Below are 21,852 nucleotides of genomic sequence, written 5' to 3' on the forward strand. Positions count from 1 at the left end.
TTTAGCCCAAGCTTGGACGACTAGGCTGGCAATCTGACTAAATCGAAAGCGGCCATTGGTTCAGGCCGACGATCCCGTGCTATGAACCAAGCCGCATTTGCCGGAGACCGTGGCGGTTATGTTACCGATGATATTGGTTTTACTGAGCGCGGTATCTGTGAACACCCCGATGGCGCCGGGGGTAGCAACCTTTGTGAAGGATCATCACCTCACTCGGTACAGCGTCGCGTTGGTTGATCTGAATGGCGATAACCGTGCCGAAGCACTGGCTTACGCAATGTCCACCTCCGCCGGGGGTCAACAATCCGACCTCTGCGGGAGCGGTGGTTGCGATCTTTATGTTCTATCCCTGACGCCAGCCGGCTATCGGCAAGTCTCGGATATATCCCTATCACGTGCGCCGATTCGGGGCCTGCCGACCATCACGCACGGATGGCGCGATCTAAGTGTCACCGTCGCGGGTGGCGGGATCATCAAAGGTCACGAAGCGAGATTGCGGTTTGATGGTCGGAGCTATCCGACGAACCCTACGGTTTCACCAGCCCTCCCACTGAAGATAACCACTGGGAAGGTGTTGATCCCGAACGACCCGCCCTTGCCCTAATTCTGGTAGCGCCATCGGCTTGTTAGGGTTGGTGCCACGGCGTGTCGGCTATCGCCCTCGGCGTTTCGGTAAGCAGACGTTTCGCTTCCCCCCATATTAAGTCGGTGAGCTGAAAGGGTCAGGTGTCAGGCGCGGTCGAATTTCGGATATGAATGAATGGCCGAAATTGGAGAAAGGGAAAGGTCACGAATGACCGCAAATGGGTCATGCCGTAAGATCGCGAGCTTCCACCGACCAACCATCCCAATGCGTCACGATATCGCGCGCGGTCTGAAACATGGCGAAATAAGTGCCGGTCGCGCCAAGCTGGTCTGCATACGGCTGCAGTCTGTCCAGCCACTTTGTGCGTACCTTCCTGACGTCGCTTGGCAGAAGATAACGATGCCACAAGCGTGCGACGCGATGTTCGGCGAATAGGCACTCAAGAACATCATGCATACGGGCTAAAGAAATGCCGGCATGCCGCGGTTTCAGTTCGCCGACCATCTGAGCAGGATAGATTTCGGGTCGCGTCGCAAGCAAGTCGAGAATGGCCTGCTCCAATTGCCTGTTGTCTATGGTCATGGTCAGCCTGGAACTCCAGCAAACGAATGGTCATCGCGCGAGTGCGATCAACTGGGCAAGGCCATTGGCGCCCGTCTTTGCGACGATCGAGGCCCGATGGTCCTCGATCGTTTTGGGACTGAGCTCGAGCATATCGGCGACCGCCTTGTTGCTATGCCCTTGGACGAGCAATTCAAAGACCTGACGCTCTCGCGCAGACAGGGTCGCGGTACGGGCGCGCGCACTGCGCTGTTGCCGGGACCAGGCGACCCCCTCGGCGACCGCATCAAGGAGGCGTGTCTCGTCCAGCGGCTTCTCGAGATAGTCGAGGCCGCCGTAGCGACGGACTGAGTCGACGGCATTCGCAGTCGTCGGCCAGGCCGTCATGAAGACGATCGCGACGGCAGGATCGATGGCCCGCACCCGGTCCGCAAAGCCGAACCCGTCGAGATCACCCATCATGATGTCGGTGACGATGCAGTGCGCCTGCGCATCTGCATAAAACGACAACAGCATGACGGGATCGAGGAACGGTTCGGCTGCATAACCATGGCGTCCCAGCAACCGCGCGACGGCTGCGCCCAGATCACGGTCATCATCGACGACATAGACGGTCGCGCGATCTGATTGGTTCGCGGAATGTGTCATGCGGGGACTCCTGCGAGCGGGAGCGAGAGGGTCGCGCGTATGGCGCCATCGCTCTGGGTGATGCGATCGACCGTCCCGCCGTGCGCTTCGACAATTGCGCGGGCAACAAGGGCACCGACGCCCATGCCGGGTTTTGGCGTGCTTCGATCCGAACATCAGTTCGCGACGGTTACAACGACCTGGTCGTCGTGACGGTTTGCCGACAGCACAACGTGACCGTCGCACGCCTGCACCGCGTTACGAACAAGATTGATGATTGCCTGCGCCAGCTCGATCTCCTGAGCCAATACGACGAGGTCAGGATCGATCGGGACGACCTCCACAACGACGCCCGCTGCCTTAGCCTCGGCAGAGGTCAGCGCTGCGACGTTCTCGATCAGCGCGGATACGGGGAGGGCGCTAGGTTCGTCGACCGCTCTCCCCCCGAAACGGCGCAGGCGGCGCACGAGCGTCGACAGCGCCGCTGCCTTTCGGTCAATGAGGGCTGAAGTTTGCGCAATCTCCGGATCGGCAGAGACGGTGATCTCGTGGAGGTGTTTCGCCTCGATGGCTAATGTGGAAAGCGGCTGACTGATCTCATGGATCACCGCAACCGACATCGCCCGCAACGTCTTGAGGCGTTCCGCCTGGAACAGCAGGCGGTCGCGGCGCGAAAGATCGGTCTGAGCCCGTGCCTGCGCATCGGCGAAGCTGCCGGCGAGGTAACCGACGACTACGATCGAGGCGAGACTCATGTGCAACGCGAGCCGTTCGGCGACCGACATGCCGGTGGCGGTGTACGGCAGGACGATGGCCGCCACGATCAGGATCGCCCACCAACTGGCGGTACGCCCGAACCGCAGGCCAATCCACGCAACGGCGAGCAGGGCAGGGGTCGCGGGAGTACCCAGGCCGATACGGACAAGCGAGAGGCTGGCCACGATGGCCGCTCCGAGTACCGCGGCAGCTTCCCCCAGTGCAGCAACGTGTCGTGCGGCCGGACGATGCAGGACCAGCGTCCGGTCCTGCGCAGCCTGTATGACCCAGAGCAACGGCGGAGCAACCAGCAATACCCCGAGCATGTCGCCAACGGCGAAACCGGTAAGCGACGCCAGTGTCTGCCGCAGGCCGACGACACCGGTCAGCTCGGGACTGAGCAAAGACCAAGGCAGCGAGACCAGCGCTGCCGCGACGGGAGCCGTCACGGCGGCCAAGCCCAGCGGCATAGGCGCGACGCCAAGGCTAGAACTTGACCGGGCCGCAAGGTGGCGGACCAGCCAGACTACGATGCCGTAGGTCAATGCAGGTCGCGCGACGCCGATCGAAGCCGTAAGCCAGCCGGGCTGGCCTGGGACGATGATGCCGGCGATCGTCTGCACGACCAATTCCATCGCGATGAGCGAAATCGTCAGCCGCGGTCCACGGCTCCACAGTAACGCGAGTCTGACACCCGCTGCCGGATAGAGCAGCGAGTAATAACCCTGACCGCCCCAACCCGCAGCGATATGATGCGCACAGGCGAATGCCAGGGCATAGCCGGCGATCCACGGCAGGTCGCCGAGACGGGGTATTGCTGCACTCGTTGCGGTTCGAACCGACGGAGCAAGGGGAAGGAGCGGCAACGGCATGAGCACTGCCTAGCTGCATCGCACCTCCAGATACTATCGGGGAAAGTCCCGGATGTGTCGCCGTGTCCGGATGGCGTCGCGCGGTCAGGGATCTACCCGCAACCGCCATCGTTGAATTCGCTTATTCGGAGCTTCAAGGCGGCAGTTTCAATCGATGGGAACATAGGTCCGGTTAGGCGAAAGCCGAATATTGGCCGAACGGCCGAATTTGGGTCTCAAGGTAGCGGATGATCCCATATGCATCAGCTGAAATTCGGCACGCTGAGATGAGCAAGTTTTTTACCGGTGCGGTCCTACCAGGCGGCGCATGCCCCGACGGATACGTTCACATGATCTGCTTTCCCTTCTAAGCGACGAGGCAAAAAGGAGGTCGGAAGATCACGCGACCAACTGGGCCTCGATCATAGGTCCGCTGCACACCTTGCCACGCGCGAAGGGGCCTGGAGACGTATGGACGGTGATACCGGGCGGAACCCCTCAACAGCGGGCAACAATCAACGACGCAGTCAGGATCGTGTCCGCTGTTCACCCGGCAGTAAAATCAAGCTGACGGTTATGGTGAGGGCAGCGGCAACGTGAACGAACGGCTAAAGTTGGGCGGCGGGACAAGGGCCCTAAATGGCCGGATGTGGGTCATTTATCAGCAGCGGCAGACTTAGCTGAAGATGAAGCGGCGCCTACGGGCTTGACGAAGCGGTCGAGCCAATCGGTCATCTGCCAAAGCGTTTCCTCCGTGGATTCCAGTGCTCGGTAGCCATGCGGCTCGTTGGGGAGGACGACATAGCGGACCGTCGCACCGTTGCCTTTGAGGGCGGCATACATCCGCTCCGACTGGATCGGGAACGTGCCGCTATTGTCATCGGCTCCGCCATGGATGAGCAGGACCGGTGCCTTGATCCGGTCTGCGTAGGTGAAGGGCGACATCTCGGTATAGGTGGGCGTCGCCTGCCAATAGGTGCGTTGCTCAGCCTGGAAACCGAAGGGCGTCAGGGTGCGGTTATACGCGCCCGATCGTGCAATGCCGGCGCGGAACAGGGTGGTATGAGCCAGCAGGTTGGCGGTCATGAACGCACCATAACTATGGCCGCCCACCGCCATGCGTGAAGGGTCGCCGACCCCGAGCTTGGCCACCGCGTCGACCGCCGCCTGAGCGTCCTGCTGAAGCTGTTTGACATAGGTGTCGTTTGCTTCCGCGCCGCCTTCGCCGATGATCGGCATCGCCGGGTTGTCGAGGATCGCATAGCCCTGCGTCAGGAGGAAGAGGTGGCTGATGCCGCGCGGACGAACGAAGCGGTTGCCCTGGTCGACAGTTTGCCCGGCAACTTTGGCGTCGGTATACTCGGCGGGATAAGCCCAGAGCAGGGTCGGCAGCGGCCCGTCGCGCTTGGCGTCATATCCCGCCGGCAGGTAGAGCGTCCCCGATAGCGGTACGCCGTCGGCGCGCGAGTAGGTGATCGTCCGCTTCGTCACCCCCGCGAAGACGGGTGCGGGATCGGCGAAGGCGGTGATCGGCTTGGCACCGTTGCCCGCGACGGTGCGGATGACATAATTGGGGGCGAGCGTGGCGCTCTCGCGCCGTGTCAGGATCCGTCGGCTCTTATCGTCGAGCAGCGCAATGACCGTCTCGTAAAAGGGAGGTTTGGCAGTCCACCTGCGGACCTGCTCGCCGCCCGCGAGCGGCATGGTCGCAAGGAAAGGGAAGGCGCCCGCTTTGGTCGCACCGTCACCCGTGACGAAGACGGCGTCGTGGCTGGCAGTGAAGCGCATCACCGGCTTACCTGCTGCATTCTCCTCGAGGATCGGCTCGCCCGGATCGCCATACTGGTCCTGATAATTGCGCGTCATCAGCAACCGGGTCTTGCCGGGTTGAGACGGCGCAACGGCGAAACGATGCTCAGTCCGGGTCCGCCACTCGCTGTCGAGCACGAGCGCAAAACCGTCGTCCCCCCACATCGTCGTCGAATAGCGGGCAGGCGTCTGTGCCAGCTCGACCGGCGCCGCATCGAAGGGGGCTGCCTGCATCATGACCCGGTCATGGAAGGCGACCTTGGCGCGCGGATTGCCGCCGTCGAGCGCCTCAGCCCAGACCAGCGTCGCCGGAGCGTCCGAGCGCCAGATCGCCTCACGCGGGCCTTTCACCGTCGCGTCAAAGTCCACCGGCAGGTCGTCGGCAAGCGGACGGTCGACGAGCGTCCGCACCGGCTGTCCGTCGATCGTCGACACCGCGATCTCGGTCGGGAAGAAGCTAGCCGGGAGCAGATAGGAATAGGGGCGCTTGAGCCGCTCGGTCAGGAGGTAGCGGCCGTCCGGGGAGACGCTGAACGCGGTGACGAGACCGGGGGTGCCGATCGGCTGGGCGTTGCCGTCGAGCGCGACCCGGACCAGCTGGCCGGTGAAGTAATAGTCAAACAGCGCCTCATCGTGGGCGTCGCCGAGCAGATCCTCGTACGTGCGCGCCGCGGAGGTGCGGCCGGCGCTTTCCTGGACGATCGGTCCGGTCGGGGTCGTCGCGGCGACGGGCGGCGCGCCGCGACTACCGGGCACCGTGTTGACGATCAGCGCCTTGCTGTCAGGAGTCCAGACGAACGGCGTCCCGAACGTGCCGTTGAGCATGGTGGCGACCGCCCGGGCGGTGCCGTTCCGCTCTGCTACCCAAAGCGCCAAGCCATCCGGTCCTTGCACGTAAAACGCCAGGCGGCTGCCGTCAGGCGACCAGTCCGGCGCAGCGAACCGCGCCCCGGCCGGTAATGCGACCCGCGTCGTGCGACCGCTGCTGACGTCCTTGAAGGTCAGGCCGGTCAGCCACTGGATGCGCACCTCGGCCTGACCATTGGTTGCGGGGTCGATGCGGTAGCCGCCGAGGCGGAGGATGGGCTTCGATAAATTGGCGATTGTCGGCAGGTTCTCGCGATCGATGATGGCAAGCGTTCGGTGATCTGGGCTGACCGCGACGACCGGGGTCGGCGGTGTCTCGAGCACCTTGGCAATTGCGGACGGGGCGCGGTGGTATGCGCTGCCGGGCGTCTGGGCAGCAGCCGTGGAGGCGAGAAGCAGGGCAACGAAAGAAATACCGACGCGCATCAGTGACCCCATGTTTGTTATCAGAGCTAGTGTGGCACGCGGTGCCGGAGCTCGCCAGCGAATACGCTAAGGATGCTATTTAAAGTATCGCTCGAATGGTAAGTAGCAGTCGCAAGCCGGCGCCTATAAAACATAGTTAGTAAAATTTGTAAAACGCCGCGACTTCCCAATAGATATAAACCGATGCTAATTTGAAGCCGAAACTCATCGATTAGGACAACCTTGCTGAATTTGGTAGCATCGCATCCCGGGGTAGGAACAATTGGAGCAAATAAGGGGCTGGAGTCTCCGCGCGAGTCGGCTATCGCATCGGCGTAGCCGTAAGCGTCTTTCCGCTTCCCTCTAATCTGAGCCGTTTCGAGCAGCCGAGCGGGTTCGATCAAGCAGCCGATCCGCTCATATGAACAAGCGGCAGCTTTAGGGAAGCGAGAAGGTGCGTACGAACGGCCGAGATTGGGTCATGGCGGCGAAGGGGGGGCGGCAGCTCCGCCCCCACGTAGACGTTCAACGATCGTCGTGCCGTTCCCGATCGCAGTCGTTCGTTCAGCAAAATGTCGTTTCGCTTTTCCATTCAATCTCGCCATCGTCATGCAAAAATCAAAAGTTTTTCATCATCGGCTACGTACCAAAACGGCTGATTGGCTTCCGAGCGATTGCAGGCGCAATTCAAATCGTGGAGAAAGCAAGCATGGGCATCTTACAAATCGCTTTTATCGTCGGCCTGGCTGGCCAATCCACTAGCGCCGGGGCACAAACGACGCCGGCCGCCTCGGTTCCTATCAAACGGCAATTAAGCGGGGTCACCGCCCGAGAAGCTACGGACCTCATTGCCAAGCTGGAGGACGCTCAACGCCTCTTGAAAGCTGGGAAATTCCAGTCGTTTGAACTCCTTGCGGGATCGATCGCCTCATATGACACAACGAAGGTTTCGCCTCGCGAGGCCTTCTTACAGGTGCCTTTTAGGAGCGTGTGGAATGTCGAACGGATCCACAGCGACAATAAGCTAGCGCAGCCATACAGACTCGCTTACGCGCCCAGCGGCCTTGGAAAATCCTATTGGGATATTGAGGTCGTGCTAGATATTGATAACGATATCGATCGCGTATCCATGACTTATAGACCCCCCGCCCCATTTTAGGTTGCTGCGCCTGCCGACCATTCGTTATGTGGCCATGACGCGCAACTCACAGGTTTTGCATCGACCAACCATCTTCACGAAACCCGGGTGCCGCCTAAACAAAAGACTACTGCGCCTTGAGCGCCCGTTTGGTGGCTGGTTTGATGGCTTGCAGCGTAAAAATCAGCCGGTCCGCTCTCGCCACAAAGGGGCATGGGGTCTGGTAATCGATCAGACTACCGCTAACGCTCATAGTCAATCATCCCGGTTGCGCGTCGCGCTTGCCCGCAATCTCCCGATTGTTCAGCTGCTGGTGCGTTTAAGAGACGGAGAGCATGCGAATCTCACCCTCGCGCTGCCATCCCTTTGATGTGCGAATATAGCGAGCCTCTAATTCTCCACCGCAGAGGCCGGTGCATGAGTAGGCCAAATGGACGACGGCGCTCTTAACGTCGCTACTAATCTGTGGAACTCCGACAGAATAGATGAAGGCTTCTCGGATATGTTGGCCGGAAATAGGGGCGTGCACCGCTGCTCGCGATCGCGCATCGTCGTCTGCAATAAGATAGCTCTTGGGAATTTTATCCTTTAGACCAGGGCAAATCGTCAGCAGATCAGGGTGACTTGGGTCGGGAGCGACGTAGTATGCATCAAATCCTTTGTTGTGGCTGATGCTTGGCAGCTCACGCAGAGCGATGCTTCCAATTTCGCAGACAACTGTTGGCTCTGCCGAGCTTGGAGAGGCGGCTGTCATCATGAGACCGACCACTGAAGCAATCATCTGCCGTCTCCCGGCTACATCGTTGAGGCGAATTCACGGCGGCAATCGTAGTCCGTCAACGTCTGCCTTGACCGAACCTGGCCTAAAAGCAGTCAGGCCGCAATCTTCCCAATGCCAGACGTTCGGTCATCCAATTAGGCTTTGGAAGAGACGCCTTTTGCAAGGTGAATGAACGGCAGCAATCGGGACGCGGCAATACCGCGCTGAATGGCCGCAACTGGGTCGTCGCTGCGTCCGCGACCAAGGCCTCGGGACGCAGCGACGATGCGGTTCAGCCGTGCGGGCGCATCACCACCTTTATGACACCATCCTGCTTGTCGCGGAACTTCGCATACATCTCAGGCGCGTCTTCAAGGCTGGCCGGGTGTGTGATGACGAAGCTCGGGTCGATGGCGCCGGACACGATCTTCTCCAGCAGCGGCTTCGTATAGCGCTGCACGTGGGTCTGGCCGAGCTTGAGGGTCAGGCCCTTGTTCATGGCCGCGCCTATCGGCAGCTTGTCGCCCATGCCGACATATACGCCGGGCACCGACACCGTGCCGCCCTTGCGACAGCTGATGATGGCCTGGCGCAGCGAGTGGACGCGGTCCGTCGCCAGCATCAGGCTCGCCTTCACCTTGTCCATGACGGCGTCCGCCGAGCCGTGTGCGGCAGCCTCGCAGCCGACCGCATCGATGCAGCTGTCTGGGCCACGGCCCTTGGTACGTGCCTGCAGCTCGTCATAGACGTCGGTCTCGGCGAAGTTGATCGTCTCGGCGCCCCCCGCCTCGGCCATGGCGAGCCGCTCTGGCACCTCGTCGATCGCGATCACCCGGCCTGCACCCATCATCAGCGCGGAGCGGATGGCGAACTGGCCGACCGGGCCGCAGCCCCAGATCGCGACGGTGTCGCCGGGCTCGATTTGCGCATTCTCGGCGGCCATGTAGCCCGTCGGGAAGATATCGGACAGGAACAGCGCCTGATCGTCGGTGACGTTTTCGGGAATCTTAATCGGCCCGATGTCAGCCATCGGTACGCGGAGATACTCCGCCTGGCCGCCGCAATATCCACCCAGCATGTGGCTGAAGCCGAACAGGCCGGCCGGCGAGTGGCCCATCGCTTTGGCGGCCATCTCGGCATTCGGGTTGGTACGATCACAGGCGGCGAACAGGCCCTTCTTGCAGAACCAGCAATCGCCGCAACTGATCGTGAACGGCACCACGACGCGGTCGCCGATCTTGAGGTTGGTCACTTCCGAGCCAAGCGCGACGACCTCGCCCATATTCTCGTGCCCGAGGATGTCACCGGCTTCCATCGTCGGCTGGTAGCCGTCGAGCAGATGAAGGTCGGAGCCGCAGATGGCGCAGGCGGTGACCTTGATGATCGCGTCGCGCGGGTGCTTGATCTCGGGGTCCGCGACGGTGTCGACGCGGACGTCGCCTTTACCGTGCCAGCATAAAGCGCGCATGTCTCTTCTCCGTTTCAGCAGGGGCTCGGCCGGGATCGGAAAAGCGACTGGATTGTCTCAACGTCCCTCGACGGCGAATGGGGGCAGGCACTCCGTGCCCGCCCTGCAATGCCGTTGCGTTAAACCAAGATTGTCTCACTTCAGGCTGATTGGCCCGTTCATCCCCGGCCAGTCGGAGTAGCCGACCGAGCCTCCGCCGTACCAATATTGCTTGGGAGCCTCGGCGAGCGGGGCGCTGGTACGCAGACGGTCGACGAGATCGGGGTTGGCGAGGAACGGCCGGCCGAAGCTGAACAGATCGGCATCGCCGTTCGCCAGCGTCTCCTCGGCGAGATCGAGCGTGTACTGATTGTTGGCGATGTAAGCGCCACTAAAGCGCTTGCGCAGGTTCTGGAAGTCGATGCCGTCCGGCACGTCTCTGGTCTGCTGGGTCACGCCTTCGATGTCGTGGATGTAGAGCAGGCCTATCTCGGACAGCGCGTCGACGAACGTGTCGAACGTCTGCACGACCTGGCTGTCGAGCGGCGTCTTGCCGGGCTCGGTCGTCGCCGGCGAGATACGGATGCCCACCCGCTTCGCACCCCAGACCTCGACCACGGCACGGACCACGTCGAGCGGGAATCGGAGGCGGTTCTCGATGGAGCCGCCATACTCATCCGTCCGCCGGTTGGTGCTGTCGCGGATGAACTGCTCGAGGAGGTAGTTGTTCGCGGCGTGAACCTCAACGCCGTCGAAGCCGGCAGCCTTCGCTTGCTGGGCGGCGTGCCGGTAATCCTCGACGATGCCGGGGATCTCGGCTGTTTCAAGCGCGCGTGGGGTGACGAAATCCTTCAGGCCGTCATTGGTGAATGCCTGTCCTTCCGCCGCGATCGCGGACGGCGCCACGGGAAGTTCGCCGCCGTGCAGATCAGGGTGCGAGATGCGGCCCGTGTGCCAGAGCTGAAGGAAGATCAGACCGCCGCGCCGGTGCACGGCCTCGACGATCGGCCGCCACGCAGCAACCTGCGCGTCCGACCAGATGCCGGGCGTCATTGCATAGCCGCGCGCTTGGGCCGAGATGTTGGTCGCCTCGGTGATGATGAGGCCTGCATCGGCACGCTGGCCATAATAATCGGCGGCGAAGCCGGGCGGCACGCCGTCGTCGTTTGAGCGGCTGCGTGTCAGCGGCGCCATGACGATGCGGTTCTTGAGTTGCAGATCGCCAATCGTGACGGGTTGCAGGACGCGGCTGGCAGATGGGGTGGACAAGAGATGATCCTCCGTTGGAGCGACGAGGCCCCAAGCGAGGCGAGGGTCACAACGCGCGAGCGCCGGCTTGCTCCCGAAGGATTGAGGATAAGCGCCTACCGCAGTCCATATCGCACCCGACCATCTACAGCTGCGGCGGTCACTGAACGGCTCGGACGTGAGCTGAACAAACGTCGGAAGTCGGGAACGACAATGGCCCGCTTAACGGCCGCAAGTGGGTCGTGGAAGCCACGGCTTATGCCCGAGATGTGATACTCGAAAGCACGAACTCAGCTCAGCTTACCGTCTGCTCACGCCCAGTTCGCGACATTCGCGATCGTGGCGGCGTTCCCGACTCCTTGGACGAACATGAGTTTTGGGAAGCTACCAGCGTTCCCGCCTGACCACCTCTCGCGAGGAAGTTTAATCGGAGCAGAATGTCCCCTTGCGAACATCGTCATGATGCATGACGCTGTTCGGGGCCGACACGTGGAGGCGTAGATGATTGACGTTCAGCAAGCTGAGGTGTCACCAATAGCGGCCCCGTCTGCGGAAAGCTCGTTGCTGCCCAGCGACGCGCCGATCGATATCCTGACGCGAAACGACCGCAGCTGCGCCCAAAACTCTGACGCTGAAGAGGTTGTGGTTTGTGGCCGAAGGAACGACGAAGAATATCGTCTACGCCCGCTGACACCGCCACCTGTGTCCCCTGGCCCTCTGTCCCGTCCCCTGAGGATACAGATCGCTCCGGGAATATCCCTAGGGTTTCAGCGTGGCGGTGGTTTCGGACTCCGGGCGGAGTTGGGGCCGGGCAAAAAGACCGACGAGCCAAAACGTGAACCATGAAAGTGGGGCGAGCTAGGTCCGCTAGCCTCCTAGATCTCGACATTCGTCAGTGGATGGTCAGGGTAGCAAGCTGGTCGTCCGCGACGATGAACAAGCGTCCGAAGTTGGGGAGCAGGAAGGGTGGGCTGAATGTCCACTTCTGGGTCGGCCCGCTAAATCTTCTTAATGAGCCAGCCCAGTTTGCGACGCGTAAGGATCTTTGATGACCGCAGTCAGCGTATCCAACCACACTTGCGACTGCGTAGTTTCCGAGGCTGACCCGAACGGCGGCAAACGCCTAGCTTAACATCTCCTTGCAGCATGTGCCCGGCCCATTCGGCAGAATGCTCTGCCCGTACATCCCGTGCGGCACCGCTGCGCAGAAGATCGGGTCTTACGATGAGCGTACAGGAACAGGTCGTCGCCCGCGATGGGCGGCACGCGGTCATCGTCTGCCATCCCGACCCGGACAGTTTCGACCATGCGATCGCTGCCCGCTACTGCGATGAAGTGCGCGCGGTCGGGCAAACCGTCGTCCTGCGCGATCTCTATGCCATGCACTTCGATCCCGTCCTCAAGGCGGAAGAGCGACCGACGCTCGCCGCGCCGGTCCGATCCCTCGTGACGTGCCCCCCGTTTCTTCATCCACCTGGAACTAGAGACCGGCCCTTGGAGGGACGGACGGAATGAAACGGAAGCAGTTTTCGGAAGAGCAGATCATCGGCATCCTGAAGGAGGCCGAGGCGGGTGCGGTGGTGACGGAGCTGTGCCGCAAGCACGGGATGTCGAGCGCGACCTACTATGCCTGGAAGGCGAAGTTCGGCGGCCTGGAGGTATCCGACGCAAAGCGTCTGCGGTCGCTCGAGGAAGAGAACGCACGGCTCAAGCGCCTGCTCGCCGACACGATGCTCGACAACGCCGGTCTGAAGGACCTGCTGTCAAAAAAATGGTGACGCCCGCCGCGAAGCGGCAAGCAGTCGCGCATCTCCAGACGACGCTGGGGATGAGCGAGCGGCGGGCGTGTGCTGTCGTCGGAGCGGATCGCACGAGTATGCGATATCGCTCGTGTCGAGCAGATGATGGTGACCTTCGGTCGAGGTTATGTGAGCTGGCGCAGCAGCGCCGGCGGTTCGGCTATCGACGTCTACACATCCTGCTTCGCCGGGACGGCATCACGATCAACCGCAAGAAGACCCAGCGGCTCTATCGCGAGGAGGGTCTGACGGTCAGGCGCCGGAAGGGGCGAAGGCGCGCCGTGGGCGCGCGGGTGCCTGCACCGGTGCTGGCACTCCCCAACCAGCGGTGGAGCCTGGACTTCGTCCACGACCAGCTCGTCGCCGGCCGACGGTTCCGCGTGCTCAACATCGTCGACGACGTGACGCGCGAATGCCTCCGGGCGGTGGTGGACACCTCGATCTCGGGCCGGCGGGTCGTGCGCGAGCTGGCCGATCTGATCGTCGAGCGCGGCAAGCCGAAGATGATCGTCAGCGACAACGGGACTGAACTGACGTCGAACGCGGTGCTCGCCTGGTCGGGAGATGTCGGCATTGAGTGGCATTACATCACGCCTGGCAAGCCGACGCAGAACGGGTTCGTCGAGAGCTTCAATGGTCGCATGCGCGACGAGCTGCTCAACGAGACGCTGTTCTTCACCATCGGTCAGGCCCGCTCGATCCTGGCGCGCTGGGTCGACGACTACAACACCGAGCGGCCGCACTCATCGCTCGGCTACGCGACCCCGGCCGCATTCGCTGCCGGGCTCGAACAGCAACGGGCGGGGTTAACCCCGCCCATTGCTTCACCTGCGCTCATGCGCGACAACACCCGTCGGTCTCTGGTCGCAGCTGGATGAAAGACAGGGGTCACGTCACTTCAGGGCTCGTCGCCCGGGAGGCAGCTGACGCCGTCGCCGATGCTTGGAGAAGCCTCTTGGTGGATCAGGTATCGCTCGTCATCGGCTTCGGCATGACCCAGTGGAATCTGGATTTGGATAGTCTCGCTTGGGGCCTCTCGCGAGAACGCGGCAGAACCGCACGACGTCATTCCACCCCGCCGCCCTTGAGATTGGAGTCGCCGCTCGGGCGGACAGTCGTTGAAGCTTTCATCGCCCATGGGGCGTTCGATGTGCCGACAAGGACCGATTCGCCGGCCATAGGCGACGCGACCTTGAACGGCCCTTTGGCTCATAGGAGGAACGGCAAATCCGCTCGAGCCTGACGAGGAATGTGGAGATATCGGCGGTGAGCCGCCTGACGCAGGGAACGCCCTGCCGATTTTCTACCGGGTGACCAACGAACCGCGGTTGTGACCCCGTTCTGACCCGTCAGTTTTCCAACCCAGCCACGAGGGCTAAGTCATTGAGAAATGGTGCTGCCGGTGAGGATTGAACTCACGACCTCAGCCTTACCAAGGATGCGCTCTACCACTGAGCTACGGCAGCACTCGACCCGTTCGGGCGAGGTGCGCCTAGAGACGTTCCGGAACACATTGTCAAGCGCTTGTCGTCGCGGCTAGGCAGAAGCGATGGCGGATCACGACGAACGGGCGCAGCGGCTCGCCGCGCAATTGCGTGCCAACCTCCACCGGCGCAAGGCGCAGGCGCGCGCTGCCGCCGCGGACGATCCGCCGCGCGAGCCGCCGAGCGCGCCTGCCAGACCCGATTAACCCGCGGCGATCGGCGCGCATTTCGCCGCCAGCCAGTCGCGCGTCGCGGGATCGAGCGCGGGGCCGATCCGCGCCAGCACGTCGCGATGATAGGCGTCGAGCCAGTCGCGCTCGGCCGGGGTGAGCAGCGTCGCGTCGATCAGCCCGCGCTCGATCGGCGCGAAGGTCAGCGTCTCGAAGCCGAGCATCGCGCGATCGGGATCGCCGCCCGCCACCGCCACCGGCACGGTGAGCAGCAGATTCTCGATGCGGATGCCGTAGGCGCCCGGCTTGTAATAACCCGGCTCGTTCGACAGCATCATGCCGGCGCGCAGCGGCTCGAGCGATGCGCCGCCGGGATAATTGGGCGCGGCGATCCGCTGCGGCCCCTCGTGCACCGACAGGAAGCTGCCGACGCCGTGGCCGGTGCCATGGCCGAAATCGAGCCCCGCCTCCCACAGCGGCCGCCGTGCGAAGCCGTCGATCTGCGCGCCGCAGGTGCCGTCCGGGAAGATCGCGGTGGCGATGGCGATATGGCCCTTGAGCACGCGAGTGAAGCGGTCGCGCATCTCGTCGGTCGGCGCGCCGACCGGGATGACGCGGGTCACGTCGGTGGTGCCGTCGCGATACTGGCCGCCCGAATCGATCAGGAACAGCTCGCCCGCGCGGATCGGCGCGTTCGATTCGGGCGTGACGTGGTAATGCGGGCTCGCGCCATGCGCGCCGGTCGCCGAGATGGTGTCGAACGAGGAGTCGAGCAGGCAGCCGGTCTCTTCGCGGAAGGCGAGCAATTTGGCGGCGGCGGAGAGTTCGGTCTCGCCACCCGCGGCACAGGCGTCCTCAGCCCAGCGCAGGAAGCGGGTCAGCGCCGCCCCGTCGCGGATCGAGGCGGCGCGATGGCCGGCGATCTCGACCGGGTTCTTGCGCGCCTTGGCGAGGACGACCGGGTCGCGCAGCGCCAGCACGGTCGCGCCGCCCTGGTCGAGCGCGGCGAAGATCGCCGCCACCGCCCGGTCCGGGTCGGCGGCGACCCGGCGACCCTGGAAGCCGCCGAGCGCTGCGGCGAAGGCGGCGCGGTCGTGGACGCGCACCGCATTGCCGAGGTGCTGGCGCACCGTATCGTCGAGCTTGTCCGGGGCGACGAACAGGTCGGTGGTGCCGTCGCGCGCGACGATCGCATAGGAGAGCGCGACCGGCGTATGCGCGACGTCGCCGCCGCGGACGTTGAGCGCCCAGGCGATCGAATCGAGCGCGGTCAGCACCACCGCATCGGCGCGCTGGCTCGCCAGCCAGTCGGCGATGCCGGCGCGCTTGGCGGCGGAGGATTCACCCGCATAGGCATCGGCATGGACGGTGACCGGCGCGGGCGAGGGGGCGGGGCGGTCGTGCCAGACGCGGTCGATCGGATTGGCGTCGACCGCGACCAGCGTCGCACCGCGATCGGCGAGCGCCGCCGCCGTCTCGGTGACGAAGCCGCGCGTGTGCAGCCAGGGATCGTAGCCGATACGCTGGCCCTCGCGCACCGCCTCGGCGAGCCAGCCGGCGATGCTCGTCTCGGGCACGCCGACATACTCCCATTGCGCGCCGTCGACCTGCTCGCGGACCTGCAGCGTATAGCGGCCGTCGGTGAAGATCGCCGCGCGATCGGCGAGCACCACCGCGCTGCCCGCCGAGCCGCCGAAACCGGTCAGCCAGCCGAGCCGCTGCGCATAGCCGCCGACATATTCGCTCATATGCTCGTCGGTCAGCGGCACGATGAAGCCGTCGAGGCCCTGGCGGGCGAGTTCGTCGCGCAGCGCGGCGAGGCGGGCGGAGGTGTCGGTCATCGGATATTCCGTCGCTGGGGGATCGTCGCGGGTCAGGCGGTGCGTTCGGGCACCGCGGCGGCATCGGCGGCGATCGCCTGCGCCGGGGCCACCGCCTCCCATGGGAAGACGAACCAGTCCTTGGTCTGCTCCCGGTCGATCGTGCGCGCGGCATAATCGACCCGCTCGGCGGAGCGGACATTGTCGATCAGCGTCGCGAAGCGCACCCGTTCCGGCACCGCGCCAGCCGCGGCGAGTGTGGCGCGGATCTGCGCGATCGTGCCGCCGGTATCGTTGATGTCGTCGACGAACAGCAGCCGCGCGCCGTCGCACGTCCGTTCGGCAAGGCGGGCGAGCGGGGCGGCGGCGAACGCCTCGACCTGGCTCGAATAATCGACCGACAGCGTCGGCAGCCCGAGCGCGTGGCTGAGATAGACTGCGGGGACGAGTCCGCCGCGGCCGATGCCGATCAGATGATCGGGCGCCCAGCCGCCGTCGCGGATCGCCGTGGCGAGAATGTGCACCGCGGCGACGAACGCGTCGTTCGGGATCGACGTATAGACCGGCATCAGCGCCCCGCCTCGGGCGAGGGCCGGCCGCACGGATGATAAGTGAACGGGATCATCCGCCTATCATCGTGCGATCGGCCCCGCGGGGCAAGGCGCGCCGACTCAGATCGCGGCGAGCGCCTGATCGAAATCGGCGATCAGATCGTCGGCATCCTCGACGCCGATCGAGATGCGGACCAGATTGTCGGTGATCCCCAGCGCCGCCTTGCGCGCCTCGGGCACCGACAGATGCGTCATCGCCGCCGGATGGCTGGCCAGCGTCTCCGTCCCGCCGAGCGACACGGCGAGCTTGGCGATGCGCAGCGCGTCGAGGAAGCGGAACGCCTCCGCCTCGCCGCCCTTGACGAGCAGCGAGAAGGTCGAGCCCGCGCCGGTGCAATGGCGGCGATAGATGTCCGCCTGCCGCTCCATCCCCGGCGTGTCGGGCAGGAAGCCGAGATAGCCGACGCGCTCGACCTTGGGGTGATCCCGCAGGAAGGCGCAGACCTTGACCGCATTCTCGCCGGCGCGGCTCATCCGCAATTCCAGCGTCTCGAGGCTGCGCAGCAGCATCCACGCGGTATGCGGGTCGCAGATCGTGCCGATCGTGTTGCGCATCGCACGGATCGTGTTGATGTGCGCCTTGCTGCCGAGCACCCCGCCGGCGACGAGGTCGCTGTGGCCGCCGGCATATTTGGTCAGGCTGTAGACGACGATGTCGGCGCCGTGGCGCAGCGGCTGCTGCCAGAGCGGGCCGAGGAAGGTGTTGTCGATCGCGATCGGCGGCTTCTCGTCGGCATCGGCGAAGATCGCGTCGCGGCTTGCCGCCACCGCCTCGATATCGACCAGCGCGTTGGTCGGATTGGCGGGGCTTTCGAGATAGATCAGCGCGACGTTGCCGGTCCTCGCCTCGGTCAGCACCGCGTCGATCTCCTCACGGCTCGCGCCGGCGGGGAAGTCGAGCCACTTGACCCCGAACTTGCCGAGGATGCGGCCGATCAGCGTCTCGGTCGCCGCATAGAGCGGACCCGAATGGACGATCGTGTCGCCCGGCTTGGTCATCGCCAGGAACAGCGTCGCGATCGCCGACATGCCGCTGGAGAAGGCGAGCGCATCCTCCGCCTCTTCCCAGATGCCGAGCCGGTCCTCGAGGATCTCCTGATTGGGTCCGTTGAAGCGCGAATAGACGAGGCCGTCGGCGCCGCCCGGCCGCTTGCCGGTGACGCCCTCGAAATGGCGCTTGCCCGCCGCCGCATTGGGGAAGACGAAGGTCGAGGTGAGGAAGATCGGCGGCTTGAGCGCGCCTTCCGACAGCGCCGGGTCGAAGCCGTGGCCCATCATCATCGTCGCGGGCTTGAGCTTGCGATCGCCGATCTTTTCGACGCCGATATCGCTGGCGGCCGGGCTCTGGGTGCCGCCGGCGCCGGTCAGTTCTGCTTCGTCGGGCATGGTCTTCTCCTTGATGGGGAAGAGCATAGCCGCGGATCGTAACGGATGACACCAGTTTGCGATTGGCGGCGGCGAGGGGCTGGCGGTGCCATCCCTGCTCCGGGCAACCTTACCCCACCCCGATGACGCTGAGCTGACGCCCGTAATCCGCCTCGCCGCGATGCGTCGCGCGGCGGAAGCTGTAGAAGCGGTCGGCGTCGGCATAGGTGTCGAGCCCCATTGCCTCGATCCGCGACACCCCCGCCGTGGCGAGCCGGTGCGCGACATAGGCTTCGAGGTCGAACTGGTAACGGCCAGCGCGCCCGTCGGTGAAGAAGCGCTCGTTGGCAGCATCGGCCGCGGTGAAGGTGGCGAGGAAGCCGGCGTCGACCTCGTAGGAGGCGCGGGCGATGCACGGGCCGATCGCGGCGACGATCTGCTCGCGCCGCGCGCCGAGCCGCTCCATCGCGGCGAGCGTCGCATCGGTGACGCCGCCGATCGCGCCCTTCCAGCCGGCATGCGCGGCGGCGACGACGCCGGCGGTGCGATCGGCGAACAGCACCGGCGCGCAATCGGCGGTGAGGATGCCGAGCAGCAGCCCCGGTCGATCGGTGACCAGCGCATCGGCGCGCGGCCGCGCCTCGTCGGCAAAGGGCGCGTCGACGATCACCGCCTCGGCGGAATGGATCTGGTAAAGCCCGACCAGCGCCGCACCTGGCAGCACCGCGGCGCCGGCGCGGCGGCGGTTCTCGGCGATCGCGGCGGGATCATCGGCCGAGCCGAGGCCGCAGTTGAGCCCGGCGACGAGGCCGGCCGACACGCCGCCGCGCCGGCCGAGGAATCCGTGCGGCACGTCGCCGAGACGCGCGGCACGGATCACCTCGATATCCGGCCCGTCGGTCCCGTCGGTCATCTCGCTCACAACGCCAGCCGCATCAGATCGTCCTCGTCGCGATGATGGCCGACCATGAAGTCGTACCGCCCGATCCGTTCGAAGCCATAGCGTTCGTAGAAGCGACGCGCGCGCGCATTGTCGACATAGACCGACAGGAACAGCTCGCCCGCGCCGCGTGCCCGCGCGGTGACGATCACCCAGTCCATCATCCGCGCGGCAAGGCCGCTGCCCTGCGCCGCCGCGCGCAGGTACAATTGGCGCAGCTCGATCATCGCGCCGGCCGGCTCGACCGGCAGCGACTGCGGCCCCAGCTTGGCGAAGCCGAGCGCCGCGCCGTCGCGTTCGGCGAGCAGGAAGGCGAAGGCGGGATCGGCCAGCTCGCTGCGCCAGCGTTCGATCGTCAGCCCGTCGAGGAAGCTGGCGAGATCGGCGGGGGCGTAGAGCGGACCGAAGGTCGCGGTGAAGCAATCCGCCATCAGCGTCGCGATCGTCTCCGCATCGGCGACATCGGGGGTGCGCAGCATCACCGTCATGCGCCGAACGCCGCCGGGGTCGGCCAGTCGCGGTGCGTCACCGCCAGCGCCTTGAACAGGGTTCCCATCTCGCCCATCAGCCGCGCCCGGTCGGCGACGATCGCCTGTCCCCGTTCCGGCGCATGGCGGGCAAGCGCGGTGGCGCGGCCGTCGATGCCGAGCTGACCGAGCAGGTCGCGCTGCGTCACCGGCCCCCAGGCGACCGCACCCGCCGCCTGCGCCGCCGCGGCGAGCGTGGTGAAATCGACGTGCGCCGACAGATCGACCTCGCCGGGCGTCTCGAACGGATTGGCGAAGCCGTGGCCGCGCACCGCCTGCAACGTCTCGCCGAGCAGCGGGCCTTCGTGGCCATAGTCGATCGCGAGCAGCGCGCCGCCCTGCGCGGTGAGGCGGGTCGCAAGCGCCTGCATCACCGTGACGCTCGCCGGCGAAATCTCCAGCATCGATCCGGCCGGCGCGTCGCGCAGCGGCTCGGGCAGCACGGCGATCGGCACCGGCTTGCCCGCGATCGGCAGGAACAGCGTGTCCTGGCAGGCGACGAGCCGTTCGTGCCAGCCCTCGCCGCGGCGGACGAGCTGGCGGATCGGCAGCGCGTCGAAGAATTCGTTGGCGACGACGATCAGCGCGCGGTCGTCGGGCAGGGTATCAACGCCGTCATGCCAGTGCGCGGCGGGGACGCGCTCGGCCTGCGCGGCACGGAGCAGCGGGCTGGTCTCGACGAAATACACGTCGGGGGTCAGCCCGGCCTTGGCCATCGCGCGCAATGCGTCGGCAGCGAGCGTGCCGCGGCCCGGCCCGAGCTCGACCCAGGCGACCTCGGGGCGTCCGGCGCGATCCCACAGATCGGCGCACCACAGGCCGATCAGCTCGCCGAACATCTGGCTGATCTCGGGCGCGGTGATGAAGTCGCCGCTCGTGCCGAACGGGTCGCGGGTCGCATAATAATGCGCATTCGCCGCCGCCATGAACTGCGACACCGGGATCGGCCCGCCCAGCGTGATGGCGCGCGCGAGACGATCGGGGAGGGAGGCTTCGGTCACGCGCCGGGGGATGCCGCCATGGGTCGCAGCGCGCAAGGGGCGTATGCTGCGCCCCGAGCCCTTGGCCGATCATTCGACCTCATTTCATCATCCCGGCGCAGGCCGCGATGATGAAAGGGACGGCGGGATGACGAGCGAAACCCTTCCTAGGCCACGCTCTCCGTCCCCGCGATCGGCTCCACCCGCGTGCGTCGGCCGGGCGCGGTCAGCACCAGGTAGAGGCCGCCGGCGATCATCGGCAGGCACAGCCACTGGCCCATATGGATGCCGGTCGCCTCGACCCACGATCCGCGGAACTGCGCGTCGGGTTCGCGAAAGAATTCGACGATGAAGCGCGCGATGCCATAGCCGAGCACGAACAGCCCGACGAGCTTGCCCGGCTGATAGCGCGCCTTGGTCCGCCAGAAGGCGAACCACAGGATCGCGAACAGCACGATTCCCTCCAGCCCCGCCTCGTAGAGCTGGCTGGGGTGGCGCGCCGGCTCGGGCACGTCGAACGGCACGGTGCGCTCGAACACGATCGCCCAGGGCACGTCGGCGGGCTTGCCCCACAATTCGCCGTTCACGAAATTGGCGAGCCGACCGAAGAACAGCCCGAACGGCACGACGCAGGCGATGTAATCGTGCACCCGCAGCCAGTCGAGCTTGTGCTTGCGCGCGAACAGGATGATCCCGATCGACGTGCCGATCACGCCGCCGTGGAAGCTCATGCCGCCGTCCCACAGCCGCAGGATGCGGATCGGGTGGAGGATCATCTCGGGCGCGTAGAACAGTACATAGCCGATCCGACCGCCGAGGATGATGCCGAGCGTCGCATAGAAGACGAGATCGTCGGCATGCCGCCGCGCCATCGGCGCACCCGGCTGGGCGAGCAGCTTCAGCAGATACCACCAGCCGACCAGGATGCCGGCGATATAGGCGAGGCTGTACCAGCGCAGCGTGAAGAAGCCGATCGAGAAGACGTCCGGGTGCAGCCCCAGATCGGCGAAACGGATATGGCCGCCCGCGGCCGGCAGGGCAGCGGGAACGGCGGCGGCGAGCGACGGCAGGATCAAGGCTTTCCCCCAGGGTTTGCCGACT

At 64.9% G+C, this 21,852-nt stretch carries 18 protein-coding genes and 1 tRNA gene; 4 read left to right on the forward strand and 15 right to left on the reverse strand.

Annotation, left to right across the window (positions count from 1 at the left end):
* Positions 1 to 808: 808 nt before the first annotated feature.
* The 4 genes from PBN85_RS00990 to PBN85_RS01005 all read right to left on the reverse strand — a co-directional run bounded on the left by PBN85_RS00990 (position 809) and on the right by PBN85_RS01005 (position 6,483).
* Positions 809 to 1,168: a hypothetical protein gene (locus tag PBN85_RS00990; protein WP_271299860.1), complete on the reverse strand. Its 360-nt coding sequence runs from the start codon at positions 1,166 to 1,168 to the stop codon at positions 809 to 811.
* 30 nt (positions 1,169 to 1,198) lie between these two features.
* The gene (locus PBN85_RS00995; protein ID WP_271299861.1) at positions 1,199 to 1,795 is read right to left on the reverse strand and encodes a response regulator transcription factor; all 597 of its coding nucleotides are present in this window, start codon (positions 1,793 to 1,795) and stop codon (positions 1,199 to 1,201) included.
* 155 nt (positions 1,796 to 1,950) lie between these two features.
* Entirely contained in the window at positions 1,951 to 3,402 is a 1,452-nt protein-coding gene (locus tag PBN85_RS01000; RefSeq protein ID WP_271299862.1) for a sensor histidine kinase, read from the reverse strand.
* Between the two features lie 633 nt (positions 3,403 to 4,035).
* Positions 4,036 to 6,483: a S9 family peptidase gene (locus tag PBN85_RS01005; RefSeq protein WP_271299863.1), complete on the reverse strand. Its 2,448-nt coding sequence runs from the start codon at positions 6,481 to 6,483 to the stop codon at positions 4,036 to 4,038.
* 433 nt (positions 6,484 to 6,916) lie between these two features.
* Between PBN85_RS01005 and PBN85_RS01010 the strand changes: the two genes are divergently transcribed.
* Complete coding sequence (locus PBN85_RS01010) at positions 6,917 to 7,621, forward strand: hypothetical protein (RefSeq protein WP_271299864.1); 705 nt, start codon at positions 6,917 to 6,919, stop codon at positions 7,619 to 7,621.
* Between the two features lie 298 nt (positions 7,622 to 7,919).
* On the opposite strand, the gene PBN85_RS01015 is transcribed toward PBN85_RS01010, so the two are convergent.
* The 3 genes from PBN85_RS01015 to PBN85_RS01025 form a co-directional block, all read right to left on the reverse strand.
* Complete coding sequence (locus tag PBN85_RS01015; protein ID WP_271299865.1) at positions 7,920 to 8,381, reverse strand: hypothetical protein; 462 nt, start codon at positions 8,379 to 8,381, stop codon at positions 7,920 to 7,922.
* A 271-nt stretch (positions 8,382 to 8,652) separates the two neighbouring features.
* A complete protein-coding gene (locus tag PBN85_RS01020; protein ID WP_271299866.1) occupies positions 8,653 to 9,828 on the reverse strand; it encodes a zinc-dependent alcohol dehydrogenase in 1,176 nt (391 codons plus the stop codon).
* Between the two features lie 135 nt (positions 9,829 to 9,963).
* Positions 9,964 to 11,076: an alkene reductase gene (locus PBN85_RS01025; RefSeq protein WP_037531167.1), complete on the reverse strand. Its 1,113-nt coding sequence runs from the start codon at positions 11,074 to 11,076 to the stop codon at positions 9,964 to 9,966.
* Between the two features lie 1,203 nt (positions 11,077 to 12,279).
* Here PBN85_RS01025 and PBN85_RS01030 point away from each other — a divergent pair.
* Together PBN85_RS01030 and PBN85_RS01035 are read left to right on the forward strand one after the other, a co-directional pair.
* The gene (locus PBN85_RS01030) at positions 12,280 to 12,570 is read left to right on the forward strand and encodes an NAD(P)H-dependent oxidoreductase (RefSeq protein ID WP_271299867.1); all 291 of its coding nucleotides are present in this window, start codon (positions 12,280 to 12,282) and stop codon (positions 12,568 to 12,570) included.
* A protein-coding gene (locus PBN85_RS01035; RefSeq protein ID WP_271299037.1) for an IS3 family transposase occupies positions 12,567 to 13,732 on the forward strand; the annotation gives its coding sequence in 2 pieces (ribosomal slippage) (positions 12,567 to 12,828 and positions 12,828 to 13,732; 1,167 coding nt in all). The genes PBN85_RS01030 and PBN85_RS01035 overlap by 4 nt, the downstream gene beginning before the upstream one ends.
* A gap of 513 nt (positions 13,733 to 14,245) precedes the next feature.
* Here PBN85_RS01035 and PBN85_RS01040 read toward each other — a convergent pair.
* A tRNA-Thr gene (locus PBN85_RS01040) sits at positions 14,246 to 14,320 on the reverse strand.
* Positions 14,321 to 14,403: 83 nt separating this feature from the next.
* On the opposite strand from PBN85_RS01040, the gene PBN85_RS01045 reads away from it, so the two are divergent.
* Positions 14,404 to 14,544, forward strand: coding sequence for a hypothetical protein (locus tag PBN85_RS01045; protein WP_271299868.1), 141 nt, complete (start codon positions 14,404 to 14,406; stop codon positions 14,542 to 14,544).
* On the opposite strand, the gene PBN85_RS01050 is transcribed toward PBN85_RS01045, so the two are convergent.
* The 7 genes from PBN85_RS01050 to lgt all read right to left on the reverse strand — a co-directional run bounded on the left by PBN85_RS01050 (position 14,541) and on the right by lgt (position 21,827).
* The gene (locus tag PBN85_RS01050) at positions 14,541 to 16,349 is read right to left on the reverse strand and encodes an aminopeptidase P family protein (RefSeq protein WP_271299869.1); all 1,809 of its coding nucleotides are present in this window, start codon (positions 16,347 to 16,349) and stop codon (positions 14,541 to 14,543) included. The two genes, PBN85_RS01045 and PBN85_RS01050, sit on opposite strands and share 4 nt — an antisense overlap.
* A gap of 32 nt (positions 16,350 to 16,381) precedes the next feature.
* Positions 16,382 to 16,897: a phosphoribosyltransferase gene (locus PBN85_RS01055; protein ID WP_271299870.1), complete on the reverse strand. Its 516-nt coding sequence runs from the start codon at positions 16,895 to 16,897 to the stop codon at positions 16,382 to 16,384.
* Positions 16,898 to 16,999: 102 nt separating this feature from the next.
* Positions 17,000 to 18,325 (reverse strand): cystathionine gamma-synthase family protein, encoded by a 1,326-nt coding sequence (locus PBN85_RS01060; RefSeq protein WP_051583656.1) that lies wholly within the window; start codon positions 18,323 to 18,325, stop codon positions 17,000 to 17,002.
* 109 nt (positions 18,326 to 18,434) lie between these two features.
* Positions 18,435 to 19,217 (reverse strand): peptidoglycan editing factor PgeF, encoded by a 783-nt coding sequence (pgeF, locus tag PBN85_RS01065; RefSeq protein WP_271299871.1) that lies wholly within the window; start codon positions 19,215 to 19,217, stop codon positions 18,435 to 18,437.
* Between the two features lie 5 nt (positions 19,218 to 19,222).
* Positions 19,223 to 19,732, reverse strand: coding sequence for a GNAT family N-acetyltransferase (locus tag PBN85_RS01070; RefSeq protein WP_081793170.1), 510 nt, complete (start codon positions 19,730 to 19,732; stop codon positions 19,223 to 19,225).
* On the reverse strand, positions 19,729 to 20,772 hold the full coding sequence (locus PBN85_RS01075) for a class I SAM-dependent methyltransferase (protein WP_443026759.1): 1,044 nt from the start codon (positions 20,770 to 20,772) through the stop codon (positions 19,729 to 19,731). The genes PBN85_RS01070 and PBN85_RS01075 overlap by 4 nt, the downstream gene beginning before the upstream one ends.
* A 146-nt stretch (positions 20,773 to 20,918) precedes the next feature.
* The gene (lgt, locus tag PBN85_RS01080) at positions 20,919 to 21,827 is read right to left on the reverse strand and encodes a prolipoprotein diacylglyceryl transferase (protein WP_037535878.1); all 909 of its coding nucleotides are present in this window, start codon (positions 21,825 to 21,827) and stop codon (positions 20,919 to 20,921) included.
* Positions 21,828 to 21,852: the final 25 nt, after the last annotated feature.

Source organism: Sphingomonas sp. CV7422, from assembly GCF_027945725.1.
GTDB classification, from domain to species: Bacteria; Pseudomonadota; Alphaproteobacteria; order Sphingomonadales; family Sphingomonadaceae; genus Sphingomonas; species Sphingomonas kyungheensis.